The 13663-nt window shown below is 60.5% G+C and carries 11 protein-coding genes; 5 read left to right on the top strand and 6 right to left on the bottom strand.

The features are described from left to right. Window positions 1-25 precede the first annotated feature (25 nt). Window positions 26-1315 (top strand): citrate synthase, encoded by a 1290-nt coding sequence (gene gltA, locus NTD85_RS17555; RefSeq protein WP_003222994.1) that lies wholly within the window; start codon window positions 26-28, stop codon window positions 1313-1315. Between the two features lie 1045 nt (window positions 1316-2360). Here the strand turns inward: gltA and NTD85_RS17550 are convergent. From NTD85_RS17550 to NTD85_RS17540, 3 genes are all read right to left on the bottom strand, one after another. Continuing rightward, complete coding sequence (locus NTD85_RS17550) at window positions 2361-4019, bottom strand: cation acetate symporter (protein WP_262142798.1); 1659 nt, start codon at window positions 4017-4019, stop codon at window positions 2361-2363. Continuing rightward, entirely contained in the window at window positions 4016-4327 is a 312-nt protein-coding gene (locus NTD85_RS17545; protein WP_003222991.1) for a DUF485 domain-containing protein, read from the bottom strand. Before NTD85_RS17545 ends, NTD85_RS17550 begins: the two co-directional genes overlap by 4 nt. 311 nt (window positions 4328-4638) lie before the next feature. Beyond that, window positions 4639-5490, bottom strand: coding sequence for a glycine betaine ABC transporter substrate-binding protein (locus tag NTD85_RS17540; RefSeq protein ID WP_003222989.1), 852 nt, complete (start codon window positions 5488-5490; stop codon window positions 4639-4641). 287 nt (window positions 5491-5777) lie between these two features. On the opposite strand from NTD85_RS17540, the gene NTD85_RS17535 reads away from it, so the two are divergent. Beyond that, window positions 5778-7373: a beta (1-6) glucans synthase gene (locus NTD85_RS17535; protein WP_262142797.1), complete on the top strand. Its 1596-nt coding sequence runs from the start codon at window positions 5778-5780 to the stop codon at window positions 7371-7373. 115 nt (window positions 7374-7488) lie between these two features. Here the strand turns inward: NTD85_RS17535 and NTD85_RS17530 are convergent, their stop codons facing one another. Continuing rightward, window positions 7489-7857 carry a hypothetical protein gene (locus NTD85_RS17530; RefSeq protein ID WP_003222985.1) on the bottom strand — a complete coding sequence of 123 codons (369 nt, stop codon included), beginning with the start codon at window positions 7855-7857 and terminating at the stop codon, window positions 7489-7491. A gap of 223 nt (window positions 7858-8080) precedes the next feature. Between NTD85_RS17530 and NTD85_RS17525 the strand changes: the two genes are divergently transcribed. The 3 genes from NTD85_RS17525 (at window position 8081) to NTD85_RS17515 (ending at window position 11174) form a co-directional block, all read left to right on the top strand. Further along, on the top strand, window positions 8081-9379 hold the full coding sequence (locus tag NTD85_RS17525) for a hypothetical protein (protein WP_003222983.1): 1299 nt from the start codon (window positions 8081-8083) through the stop codon (window positions 9377-9379). Then, complete coding sequence (locus NTD85_RS17520) at window positions 9372-10160, top strand: VacJ family lipoprotein (protein WP_262142796.1); 789 nt, start codon at window positions 9372-9374, stop codon at window positions 10158-10160. Before NTD85_RS17525 ends, NTD85_RS17520 begins: the two co-directional genes overlap by 8 nt. Window positions 10161-10349: 189 nt before the next feature. Beyond that, complete coding sequence (locus tag NTD85_RS17515) at window positions 10350-11174, top strand: Cof-type HAD-IIB family hydrolase (RefSeq protein WP_201138367.1); 825 nt, start codon at window positions 10350-10352, stop codon at window positions 11172-11174. 16 nt (window positions 11175-11190) lie between these two features. Here the strand turns inward: NTD85_RS17515 and NTD85_RS17510 are convergent, their stop codons facing one another. Beyond that, window positions 11191-12105, bottom strand: coding sequence for a DUF808 domain-containing protein (locus tag NTD85_RS17510; protein WP_262142795.1), 915 nt, complete (start codon window positions 12103-12105; stop codon window positions 11191-11193). 67 nt (window positions 12106-12172) lie between these two features. Continuing rightward, the gene (locus NTD85_RS17505) at window positions 12173-13576 is read right to left on the bottom strand and encodes an efflux transporter outer membrane subunit (protein ID WP_262142794.1); all 1404 of its coding nucleotides are present in this window, start codon (window positions 13574-13576) and stop codon (window positions 12173-12175) included. Window positions 13577-13663 lie beyond the last annotated feature (87 nt).

The following is a 13663-nucleotide window of genomic DNA, read 5'->3' as shown; positions in this document are numbered from 1 at the left end:
GGTTCAAGCATAAATAGGAGGCCACATGGCTGACAAAAAAGCGCAGTTGATCATCGAGGGCGCAGCCCCCGTCGAGCTGCCCATTTTAACCGGCACCGTTGGTCCCGATGTAATCGATGTTCGGGGCCTGACGGCCACGGGCCGCTTCACTTTCGACCCGGGTTTCATGTCGACCGCTTCGTGCGAATCGAAGATCACCTATATCGACGGCGACAACGGCATTCTGTTGCACCGCGGCTACCCGATCGAACAGCTGGCTGAAAAGTCGGACTACCTGGAAACCTGCTACCTGCTGCTTAACGGCGAACTGCCGACCGCAGAACAGAAGGCCCAGTTCGTCAGCACCGTGAAAAACCACACCATGGTTCACGAGCAGCTGAAAACCTTCTTCAACGGCTTCCGTCGCGACGCCCACCCGATGGCCGTCATGTGCGGCGTAGTCGGCGCCCTCTCGGCCTTCTACCACGACTCCCTGGACATCAATAACCCGCAGCATCGCGAAATCTCCGCGATCCGTCTGGTTGCCAAGATGCCGACCCTGGCAGCGATGGTTTACAAGTACTCCATGGGTCAACCCATGATGTACCCGCGCAACGACCTGACGTACGCGGAAAACTTCCTGCACATGATGTTCAACACCCCGTGCGAGATCAAACCGATCAGCCCAGTACTCGCCAAGGCCATGGACCGGATCTTCATCCTCCATGCCGACCACGAGCAGAACGCATCGACCTCCACCGTGCGTCTGGCAGGCTCCTCGGGTGCCAACCCGTTCGCCTGTATCGCCGCCGGTATCGCCGCACTGTGGGGCCCTGCCCACGGCGGTGCGAACGAAGCCGTATTGACCATGCTTGACGAGATTGGCGATGTGTCCAACATCGACAAGTTCATCGCCAAGGCCAAGGACAAGAACGATCCGTTCAAGCTGATGGGCTTCGGTCACCGCGTTTACAAGAACCGCGACCCTCGCGCGACTGTGATGAAGCAGACCTGCGACGAAGTGCTGAAAGAACTGGGCATCAACAACGATCCGCAACTCGAACTGGCCATGCGCCTGGAAGAGATCGCGCTGACCGACCCGTACTTCATTGAGCGCTCGCTGTACCCGAACGTCGACTTCTACTCGGGGATCATCCTCAAGGCGATCGGCATTCCAACCAGCATGTTCACCGTGATCTTCGCTCTGGCCCGTACCGTCGGCTGGATCTCGCACTGGAAAGAAATGCTCTCCAGCCCGTACAAGATTGGCCGTCCGCGCCAGTTGTATACTGGCTACGAGTCGCGTGATATCACCAAGCTGGAAGACCGCAAATAAGACCTGTCTTGCGATAACGTCTTGAAGTTGGATCGGGAACGGCCTCTTATATAGAGGCCGTTTTTGTTTGTTTGGTCGCAGCGGCCTGGGGGCCGACTGGGTTTTGGGGTTTTGGGTGTATATCCGTTGCTGCGGTAACGGCCTCCTATGGTTTCGCTCTTACAGCGAGTCACCTTTTCCAAACGCCGAAAAGGTAACCCAAAAGGCTTTGCCCCGGCGTACGGCACTTCGCTTAGGCTCAGTGTTCCCTCGCTACGGTGTCCATCAGGGGGCATCGCCTACGGTTTGCTTCGCTGCACCTCCTCTCGATGTATGCGGCTTCGCCGCATGGCGCTGCGCGCCTACCCCCTGATGGACGCCTACGCTCGGCCTGCCGAAGGGGCTGAAGATCAAAAGCCGCATCAAAAGCCAAAGCCAAAGCAGATCAAAAGATCACAGCCTTCGGCAGTTCCTACATGGGATTGGGTGTATTCAGTTAGAGATTGGTCGGCTGGCAGGCCGCCTTCGCGAGCAAGCCCGCTCCCACATTTGGATTGAGTGCATTCAGTTAGAGATCGGTCGGCTCGTAGGCCGCCATCGCCAGCAGGTACAGTTCAGATTGCGTGCTGCCCCAGCGGCGAAGCCGCCCCACTCAACACAATGAGCGTTAGCTCGAGTAAAGCTTTTGATCTCAGGGCCCGTCGGCAGGCTGAGTGGAGGGGTTTATCCGGGGGTGGGAGCGCAGCGACCGTTTGGCGCAGCCAAACACAGCGAGAGGAGGTGCAGCGAAGCAAACCGTAGGCGCTGCCCCCCGGATGAATCCCGGAGCGAAGGAACCCGAGCCCAGGCGAGGGCCGAACGTCAGGGCACAGACCTTTTGGTTACTTTTGGGGCGTTTGCCAAAAGTGACCCGCCGTAAGGGCGGAACCCTAAGTAGCCGTTACCGCAGCAACGGATATGTACTCAATAACCACCAAACACCAAGGCCCTAGCCCGATAACCGCCCACAAAAAAAATGCCCCGATCTCTCAACCAGGGCATTTCACTCAAAACATCTAATCAGCGCTTAGTGCGAAACCGCCCCACTCGCCCCCAACCCCGTCTGCGAACGCACAAACTGCGGGAAGAACAGCGCCCGCTCGTTCTCGGCCGCAGCCGACTTGTCGGTGATCGAGAAGAACCAGATCCCGATGAACGCGATAACCATCGAGAACAGCGCCGGATACTCGTACGGGAAGATCGCCTTCTCGTGATGCAGAATCTGCACCCAGATGGTCGGGCCAAGGATCATCAGCCCCACCGCACTGATCAGCCCCAACCAGCCGCCGATCATCGCGCCGCGGGTGGTCAGCTTCTTCCAGTACATTGAAAGCAACAGCACCGGGAAGTTGCAGCTCGCCGCGATGGAGAACGCCAGGCCGACCATGAACGCAATGTTCTGGCTTTCGAACAGGATGCCCAGACCAATCGCCAGCACACCCAATGCGATGGTGGTGATCTTCGACACGCGAATCTCATCCTTGTCGTTGGCCTTGCCCTTCTTGATCACGCTGGCATACAGGTCGTGCGACACCGCCGAAGCACCGGCCAGGGTCAGACCCGCCACCACCGCCAGAATAGTCGCGAACGCCACCGCCGAGATGAAGCCGAGGAAGATGCTGCCGCCCACTGCGTCAGCCAGGTGCACCGCCGCCATGTTGTTGCCGCCGAGCAGAGCGCCCGCCGCATCCTTGAAGTCAGGATTGGTGCTGACCAGCAGAATCGCTCCGAAGCCGATGATGAAGGTCAGGATGTAGAAGTAGCCAATGAAACCGGTGGCGTACAGCACGCTCTTGCGGGCTTCTTTCGCATCACTCACGGTGAAGAAGCGCATCAGGATGTGCGGCAGACCAGCGGTACCGAACATCAGGGCCAGGCCCAGGGAGAACGCCGAAATCGGATCTTTCACCAGACCGCCCGGGCTCATGATCGCTTCACCTTTCGGGTGAACCTTGATTGCCTCGGAGAACAGTGTGTTGAAGTCGAAGTTGACGTGTTTCATCACCATCAGCGCCATGAACGAGGCACCGGACAGCAACAGCACAGCCTTGATGATCTGCACCCAGGTGGTCGCCAGCATGCCGCCGAACAGCACGTACATGCACATCAGGATACCGACCAGAATCACCGCGACGTAGTAGTCGAGACCGAACAGCAGCTGGATCAACTTGCCGGCACCGACCATTTGCGCGATCAGGTAGAACGCTACCACCACCAGCGAACCGCAGGCGGACAGGGTGCGGATCTGGGTTTGCCCGAGGCGGTAGGACGCCACGTCGGCAAAGGTGTATTTGCCCAGGTTACGCAGACGCTCGGCGATCAGGAACAGAATGATCGGCCAGCCCACCAGAAAGCCGATCGAGTAGATCAGGCCGTCGTAGCCGGAGGTGAACACCAGCGCGGAAATCCCCAGGAAGGATGCCGCCGACATGTAGTCACCGGCAATCGCCAGACCGTTCTGGAAACCAGTGATCTTGCCGCCCGCCGCATAGTAGTCGGCGGCCGACGTGTTGCGTTTGGAGGCCCAGTAGGTGATGCACAGGGTCGCACCGACGAACACCACGAACATGGCGATGGCGGAAACGTTGAGCGGTTGTTTGTGGACTTCGCCGGTCAAGGCGTCAGCGGCCCAGACGGCTGGAGCGAACGCTGCGATGCTCAAAAGAGCCAGTAGACGCCGGATCATTGCTGAGCCTCCTTGAGAATCGCATTGTTCAGGTCGTCAAACTCGCCATTGGCGCGCCGTACGTAGATCGCGGTCAGGATGAAGGCCGAGACGATCAGGCCGACACCAATCGGAATGCCCCAGGTAATCGAAGATCCCGGACTGAGTTTCGCCCCGAGCACTTGCGGCCCGTAGGCGATCAGCAGAATGAATGCGGAGTAAAGCCCGAGCATGATTGCCGAGAGAATCCAGGCGAATCGTTCCCTTTTTCTCACCAGCTCCTTGAAGCGCGGGCTGTTTTGAATCGAGAGGTAAATGCTGTCGTTCATTGTTTTTATCCTCGCAGCACAGATTATTGTTGGAACGTATCCACTGTATGCGGCTGCGGAACGGGTTCCAGACGACCTTAGTATTAGAACGACATGACGTTTTCGCCAATTTTCGGACGGTAATTAGCCGAAAGAGTTGGAAAGAGGCTTTGAAACAGCCGTAAACCCTGCAAGACGGGACTTGTCGCTGGAAACAAATGTGGGAGCGAGCTTGCTCGCGAAGGCGTCGTGTCAGCCAACATTTCTGTCAACTGTTACACCGCTTTCGCGAGCAAGCTCGCTCCCACAGGGGTCAGGCGTTGTTGGTACTTTTATTTGGTCCAGTCAGCCACGCGATCCGGGTGCTTGGCGACCCAATCCTTGGCCGCCGCTTCTGGCTTGGCGCCGTCCTGGATGGCCAGCATGACTTCGCCGATCTCGTCTTTCGACGCCCACTGGAAGTTTTTCAGGAACTTGGCAACTTCTGGAGCCTTGGCATCCAGCTCTTTGCTGCCGATGCTGTTCACGGTTTCAGCCGCGCCGTACACGCCTTTCGGGTCGTCGAGGAAACGCAGTTTCCACTTGGCGAACATCCAGTGCGGCACCCAACCGGTGACCGCAATCGACTCGTTCTTTTTCTCGGCGCGGGTCAGCTCGGCAATCATGCCGGCGCCGGAACTGGCCTTGAGCGTATATTTGTCCAGGCCGTAATCCTTGATCGCCTGATCGGTTTTGAGCATTACGCCTGAACCGGCGTCGATGCCGACGATGCGGTTCTTGAAGCTGTCATCGGTCTTGAGGTCTTCGATCGATTTCGCTTTGACGTACTCCGGCACGATCAGGCCGATTTTCGCATCCTTGAAGTTCGGGCCGTAATCCACGACCAGATCCTTGTTCTTCGCCCAGTATTCGCCGTGGGTGACCGGCAGCCAGGCCGAAAGCATCGCATCGAGTTTGCCGGTGGCCACGCCCTGCCACATGATCCCGGTGGCGACGGCTTGCAACTTCACGTCGTAGCCGAGTTTCTGCTTGATCACCTCGGCCGCCACATGGGTGGTCGCGACGCTGTCGGACCAGCCGTCAACGTAACCGATGTTCAGGGTCTGTTTTTCAGCGCTGGCGAATGTGGAACTCATCGCAAGCACCAGAGCGGCACCTGCGCCTAAAAGTCGTCGCATCTTCATCGTTTACTTCCCCGAAATGCTGCGCCCAACGGATGCCGGGCATCGTCAACGTATTGTTATGGTGCACAGCGCCCCCATCACGCCTGACCGCAAACTCGCTTGAACGCCAGTGGAGTGCTGACGCTTTCGATCATCGGCCTGACGCCCGCAGCGACCTGCTCTGTCAGCGACCTCAATACACCGAGAAACGACATCAGAAGGCCATTAATCGCCTCCGAATAAATGGCGCCAGACAATCCGCCCGAACTTTGCATGGGCAAATCATGCAGGCCACCAACCGCTGAAAAATGCAGGTAACATGCGTCGCTTTGCAGCCACTCGGCCTGACCATGTCCGCGACTTCCCGCTTTCCCTTTCTTCCTTACCTCTTCGCCTGCCTGCTCGGCCTGTTTGCCCTCGGTGGCTTCTGGTACGGCCTCGGCAAACCGGTGATCCTGCCGGACGCCGCGACCCCGACGCACAAGTTGCAATGCGCCTCCTACACGCCGTTCGACAAGGATCAGTCGCCGTTCGACGTACCGTTCAAACTGCGCCCGGAGCGTATGGACGCCGACCTCGCCCTGCTGGCGACGCGCTTCGAGTGCATCCGCACCTATTCGATGACCGGCCTCGAAGCGCTGCCGGAACTGGCGCGCAAACACGGTTTGAAGCTGATGATCGGCGCCTGGGTCAACAGCAACCCGGTGGACACCGAAAAAGAGGTCGACCAGTTGATCGCCTCGGCCAACGCCAACCCGGATGTGGTCAGCGCGGTGATCGTCGGCAACGAAGCCTTGCTGCGCAAGGAAGTCACCGGCGCGCAACTGGCCAGACTGATCAACAAGGTCAAAAGCCAGGTCAAGCAACCGGTCACCTATGCCGATGTCTGGGAGTTCTGGCTCAAGCACCCGGAAGTCGCGCCGGCGGTGGATTTCCTGACCATTCACCTGTTGCCGTACTGGGAAGACGATCCGTCGAACATCGACGTCGCGCTGCAACATGTGGCGGATGTGCGTCAGGTGTTCGGCAACAAGTTCGCGCCCAAGGACGTGATGATCGGCGAAACCGGTTGGCCCAGCGAAGGTCGCCAACGCGAGACCGCCCTGCCGAGCCGGGTCAACGAGGCCAAGTTCATTCGTGGCTTTGTCGCGATGGCCGAGAAGGAAGGCTGGCATTACAACCTGATCGAGGCGTTCGACCAGCCATGGAAACGTGGCAGCGAAGGTGCGGTGGGCGGCTATTGGGGCCTGTTTGATGCCGATCGCCAGGACAAGGGCGTGCTCGCCGGACCGGTGACCAACGTGCCGTACTGGAAGGAATGGCTGGGGGTTGGCGGGCTGATCTTCCTCGGCACGCTGCTGCTCGGCGGCCGGGTGCGCACCACCCGATCGGCGTTGATCCTGCCGCTGCTCGGTGCGCTGGCCGCTTGCTCGATCGGCGCCTGGGGTGATCTGGCGCGAGTGACCACGCGGTTTGCCAGCGAATGGCTGTGGGTCGGTTTGCTGACGGTCTTGAATCTGTTGGTGCTGGCCCATGCCGCGCTGAGCCTGAGCGCCCGCCAGGGTTGGCGTGAAAGCGTCTTCAATCGGCTCGAGCGCCGTGCCGGCTGGCTGGTGGCGCTGGCAGGTTTCGCGGCGGCGGTGATGATGCTGGAGATGGTCTTCGATGCACGTTATCGCAGCTTTGCCAGCATGGCGTTCATCTTGCCGGCGCTGGTTTACGTGTGCCGGCCGGTCAGCGTGCCGCGTCGGGAAATCGCCCTGCTGACCTTTATCATCGGCGCCGGCATTGCGCCGCAGTTGTATGAAGAGGGATTGTTGAATCAGCAGGCATGGGGCTGGGCGTTGGTCAGCGGGTTGCTGGTGGCGGCACTTTGGCGCTGCCTGCGGGTTCGCAAGGGCTGATCTCCAGAGGCCAGTCTTGCCCCTTCGCGAGCAAGCCCGCTCCCACATTTGATTGCATTCCAACTGAAGGAACTCGATTAAATGTGGGAGCGGGCTTGCTCGCGAAGGCTGAGGATCAGGCGCTACGGGATTCCCGGACCAACCGCAACCCGGCAATCACCACCGCAAATACCGCCAAAGTCGTGTTGTACAACGCCAGCGCCGGCAACCCGAACACCAGCGCCAGCACCGCCAGCCACCACCCTGCCCGCCCGGGCAGCACAAAACCCAGCAGCGCCGCACCCAGCGCGGTCCAGCCCAGTACCTTGAAGTGGATCATCAGCCCCAGGTTCGAACGTACCGAGCATTCCCAACGGCTCGCTTCATCGACGCAGATGCCAACCCACCGACCGTCCTCCATAAAGCCATAACGCGCGCCATAACTGGCGGCCAGCCACAGCGGCAACAGAACGAGCAACAGGATCACGGGCAAGCGGCGGGACATGAATCTCTCCAATCAACGAAATCGGCGGCCAGCTTAATCGCACGTGTACCGTTGGCAAGTACTAACAACTGTTAACTGGTCATCCGCGCCTTGCAAAGTGTATCGTCCAGCTACTATTACTCCGAATTCTGCCTGTTTGGTGCCGAGGCATGGCACTTTGGCGCAACCCCGGTGGTCATAGCCTGCGAACTTCATTCGGCACCTTCCTTTAAGGGATCCAGTCATGCTCCGTTCCTTGCGCTTCGCCGCGCTTTTCTGCGGCCTTATTCTGAGTGCGTCCGCACTGGCGGTGGATATCGATGCCGCCGGTTATGGCTATCCCCTGACCAACCCGTTCGAGGCGACCATCGCCACGACGCCACCGGACCTGCGCCCGGAATTGCCTTCGGACGACGAGATCAACCAGTCCGACCACAGCATTACCCTGCGCCCGGAACGGGCATTCATTCTCCCGGACAATTTCTGGGCAGTGAAAAAACTCACGTACCGCATCGCCGAACAGGACAAACCGGCGCCGCTGATCTTCCTGATCGCCGGCACCGGCGCGCGCTATGACAGCGCGATCAACGAATACCTGAAGAAGCTCTATTACAAGGCCGGCTACCACGTCGTGCAGTTGTCGTCGCCGACCAGCTTCGACTTCATCAGCGCCGCCTCACGCTTCGCCACCCCGGGCATCACCAAGGAAGACGCCGAAGACATGTACCGGGTGATGCAAGCCGTGCGCGCGCAACATCCGAAATTGCCGGTCACCGAGTACTACCTCAGCGGCTACAGCCTCGGTGCGCTGGATGCCGCGTTCGTCGCGCACCTGGACGAAACCCGGCGCAGCTTCAACTTCAAGAAAGTCCTGCTGCTCAACCCGCCGGTCAACCTCTATACCTCGATCACCAACCTCGACAAGCTGGTGCAGACCGAGGTGAAAGGCATCAACAACAGCACCACCTTCTATGAACTGGTGCTGAACAAGCTGACCCGCTACTTCCAGCAGAAAGGCTACATCGACCTCAACGACGCCCTGCTCTACGACTTCCAGCAGTCGAAACAGCATCTGACCAACGAACAGATGGCGATGCTGATCGGCACCTCGTTCCGTTTCTCGGCGGCCGACATTGCCTTCACTTCCGACCTGATCAACCGTCGCGGCCTGATCACCCCGCCGAAATTCCCGATCACCGAAGGCACCAGCCTCACGCCATTCCTCAAGCGTGCGCTGCAATGCGACTTCGACTGCTACCTGACCGAACAGGTGATCCCGATGTGGCGCGCGCGCACCGACGGCGGCAGCCTGTTGCAACTGATCGACCAGGTCAGCCTTTACGCGCTCAAGGATTACCTGCACGACAGCCCGAAAATCGCCGTCATGCATAACGCCGACGATGTGATCCTCGGCCCCGGCGACCTCGGTTTCCTGCGCAAGACCTTCGGCGATCGCCTGACCGTTTATCCTTACGGCGGCCATTGCGGCAACCTTAACTACCGCGTCAACAGCGACGCCATGCTGGAGTTCTTCCGTGGCTAAATATCTCCTGCTGATTGCAGCGCTCCTCAGTGCAGGCGTGGCCCAGGCCGACAACAGCAAAGCCAACGCGCCCGTGGTGGTCGACAGCGACGGCTTCAAGGAACCGCTGTCCAAACTCAAGTTCAACCCGGGTCTGGACCAGCGTGAATTCGAACGCTCGACGCTTAACGCGCTCAACGTTTACGACCCGTTGGAGTCGTGGAACCGCCGCGTCTACCACTTCAACTACCGCTTCGACCAATGGGTGTTCCTGCCAGTGGTCGACGGTTATCGCTACGTGACGCCAAGCTTCCTGCGTACCGGGGTGAGCAACTTCTTCAACAACCTCGGCGACGTGCCGAACCTGGTCAACAGCCTGCTGCAGTTCAAGGGCAAGCGCTCGATGGAAACCACGGCGCGGCTGCTGCTCAACACCACTATCGGCGTCGCCGGTCTGTGGGACCCGGCCACCGCCATGGGCCTGCCACGCCAGAGCGAAGACTTCGGTCAGACCCTGGGCTTCTACGGCGTACCGGGCGGCGCCTACTTCGTGTTGCCGATCCTCGGCCCGTCGAACATCCGCGACACCGCCGGCCTGGCCGTCGACTACACCGCCGAATCGGCGATCAACTACCTGAACGTGTCGAAAGTCAGCGAAAACCACCCGGAAATCTGGGCCCTGCGCGCGGTCGACAAGCGCTACCAGACCAACTTCCGCTACGGCCAGATGAACTCGCCGTTCGAGTACGAGAAAGTCCGTTACGTGTACACCGAGTCGCGCAAGCTGCAGATTGCCGAGTAAACCCTTCAAACCGCTGGCAAGCATCGGCCCCGCCGAGCTTGTCAGCGCGTCTGCACGCCCGACATTCTTTTCATATGCCTGCCCTTCTGCGCCCGCCCGGGTAAAGACTGACGCCGCCATTTCGTCTTTCAGACAGCGGCGTACGCCCGGTCAACTGGGTGGGCAGGCGATCCCTTCCGAGGAGTCATGATGTACTTGCTTATTGCCTCTGACCTGGATGGCACGCTGCTGCTGCCAGGCGATACTTTCGGTGCCTTTACCAAAAGCGTGATTCACAGCCTGAACCGCGCAGGTCATCACATCGTGCTGGCGACGGGTCGGCATCAGACGGACGTCGAGTCATTGCTCGACAGTCAGTCACCGCCGGTTCACCTGATCACCGCCAATGGCGCGCGCATCTCCAGCACCTGTGGCGGGCTTTCACTGAGCGCGGAATTATCGACCGCCGTTGTTCAGACATTGCTCGAGGAAACCCGCGCCGACACCGACCTGACCATCAACCTTTACTGCCGATCCGGCTGGCTGATGAGTCGAGAAGACGAAAACCTGAAGGACTTCAGCCAGAACCCGGACTTCCAGCCAACACTCTGCGCGACCGAGAATCTGCCGCTGCAGGCTGTGCAGAAAGTGTTTTTCTTTCAACGCAGCAAGGATCATGACGCCCTGCTCAGGCTGCAGGCGCGGCTGGAACAACGGCTGGGCGATCAGATCGGCACGGTATTCACGTTTCCATGGTGCCTGGAGGTCATGGCCAGAGACGTCTCCAAGGGCAATGCCCTGAAGCAGCTGGCCGAATTCCTCAACGTGCCGATTCAGGCCTGCATCGCGTTTGGTGACGCCATGAACGACGCCGACATGCTGGCCAGTGTCGGCAAAGGCGTGCTGATGGGCAACGCACATGCCGAGTTGAGACAGGCACTGCCCGAAGCGGAGATCATCGGCCGATGCACCGATGAAGCCGTCGCGCACTACCTGTCGAAGCATCTGCTGAAGAGCGCTGATCGCCCGGCATGAACACCTGCGGGCGTCCTTACGCCCGCACAGCTTTCCACAATTTGCCAACCAGGCTCACCGCGAGCAACACCACGCCCCCGGCAATAATCCCGGCCACGCCATTGAGCAGCACCGGGACTGCAAACCCGACACTACCGGACGCCGCCCCCACACTTTCAATCCAGTGATGCACCGCAGGAATGCCGTGGGTGAGGATGCCGCCGCCGACCAGGAACATCGCCGCCGTGCCGATCACCGACAGGCCTTTCATCATGTACGGCGCGGCGCGCAGGATCGCGTTGCCGATGCTTTTCGCTGCGGCACCGGGTTTCTGCGTCAGCCACAGGCCGAGGTCGTCGAGTTTGACGATGCCGGCCACCAGGCCATAAACACCGACAGTCATGACGATGGCGATGCCGGACATCACGATCACTTGCTGGGTCAGCGAAGCGTCGGCCACGGTGCCGAGGGTGATGGCGATGATTTCCGCCGAAAGGATGAAATCGGTGCGGATCGCGCCTTTGATCTTGTCCTTCTCGTAAACCACCAGATCGGTGCTCGGCCCGGCCACGGCCTCGGTCAATTGCGCATGTCCGGCGTCATCTTCGGCCTTGCTGTGCAGGAACTTGTGCGCGAGTTTCTCGAAGCCTTCGAAGCACAGATAGGCGCCGCCGACCATTAACAGCGGCGTCACCAGCCACGGCACAAACGCACTGATCGCCAACGCCGACGGCACCAGAATCAGTTTGTTGAGAAACGAGCCCTTGGCCACCGCCCAGACCACGGGAATTTCCCGCTCGGCGCGCACGCCGGAGACTTGCTGGGCATTGAGCGCCAAGTCATCACCGAGCACCCCGGCGGTCTTCTTCGCGGCCATTTTGCTCATCAACGCCACATCGTCCAGAACGGTGGCAATGTCGTCGATCAGCACCAGCAAACTGCTTCCTGCCATGGGTCAGGCTTCCCTACATGAAAAAAGTGCGCGCAGCATACCGCGCCGCACTCACTGGAGCGAGACGCTAAGGCACCTGCCAGCCACCCCCCAGGCTCTGGAACAGCGCGACACTGCCCTGACTGAGCAAACCTTGCGTGTCGCGCAGGTTCTGCTCGGCCTGCAACAGCACCAATTGCTGAGTCAATACCGCTTGCTGGCTGACCGTGCCCGCGCGCTGCTGCGCCTGCTGGCTGCCGAACAATTGCTGATTGCGCTGGAACATCTGCTCGTAGGCCTGCGCCTGGGTGTGCAAGTGATTGATCGCCGACAGGTTGTCCTCGACGTTCTGCAACGCACCGAGCACCGTGCCGCGATAATTCGCCACGTCCTGATCGTAGGTGGCTTCGGCTTCCTGCTTGGCGGCTTCGCGGGCGCCGCCGTCGAAAATCGTTTCGGCCAGCGCCGGGCCGAGGGTCCAGATGCGGTTCGGCACCGAGAACAGACCGCCCAGCGCCGTGCCGCGAAAACCGCCTTCGGCGGTCAGGCTCAGGGTCGGGAAAAACGCCGCTTCGGCGACGCCGATTCGCGCGTTGGCCGCTGCTGCCAAGCGTTCGGCCGAGACCACATCGGGACGCCGCAGCAGCAGATTCGACGGCAGCACCGGCGGCGGCATCGGCGTGGTGAACTGATAGTCGGCAGCCTTGGGCAGATTGAACTGCGCCGGCGCCACGCCCACCAGCACCGCCAATGCATGCTCGGCCTGCTCGCGTGAACGCTGCGCGGTTTGCAGCGCGGCAATCACCGTGCTCAATTGATCCTGCGCCACCAGCAATTGATCGTTGGTCGCCGTACCCTGCACGGTTTGCGCCTGGATCATCGTCAGCAGTTGCTGGTTGATGGTCTGCTGTTGCTGCAAAAGATCGATGTCCATATCCAGTTGCCGCAGCCCCAGATAATTGGTCGCTACGCTCGCTCCAATCGACAGCCGCACCCCGGCCAGCAAGGCATCGGACGATTGCAGCGAGGCCTGGCTCGATTCGATGCCGCGCCGCACCTGGCCCCACAGATCCGGTTCCCAACTGGCGCTCAAGGTCGCGCTGACGGATTGCTCGACGGTGCCGCCACTGCTGCTGGTGCCGGTCAAGCCGCTGGTGGTGCTGCCGCTGGCCCCGCCACCGACCCCGCGCGCGCCGGACAAGCCCACGCCCACCGTCGGCCACAACCCGGCGCGGCTCGATGCCACTTGTGCCTGCGCCAGCCGATACGCCGCTTCGGCACCAATGATCGACGGGTTGGCCCTGGCCGAGCGCTCGACCAGATCGTTGAGTGTCGGATCCTGATAAATCCGCCACCACTGGCTGTTCAGCGCCCCCTGCGGATTGGCCTGGGCGCGCTGCCATTGGGTGCCTTCCTTGAAAGAGGTCGGCAGTTCCATGGCCGGTTTCTGATAATCCGGACCGACCATGCAGCCACTCAACAACAGCGCCATGATCAATGCCAGCACTAACCCCTGTGGGGGGGGGGGGGGGGGGGGGGGGGGGGGGGGGGGGGCGGGGCCGGGGGGGGGGGGGGGGGG

The organism is Pseudomonas sp. 13B_3.2_Bac1, assembly GCF_025466205.1.
Classification (GTDB): Bacteria; Pseudomonadota; Gammaproteobacteria; order Pseudomonadales; family Pseudomonadaceae; genus Aquipseudomonas; species Aquipseudomonas fluorescens_H.
The sequence above is the reverse complement of the archived record's forward strand: the minus strand, read 5'-3'. Positions and strand labels throughout refer to the sequence as shown.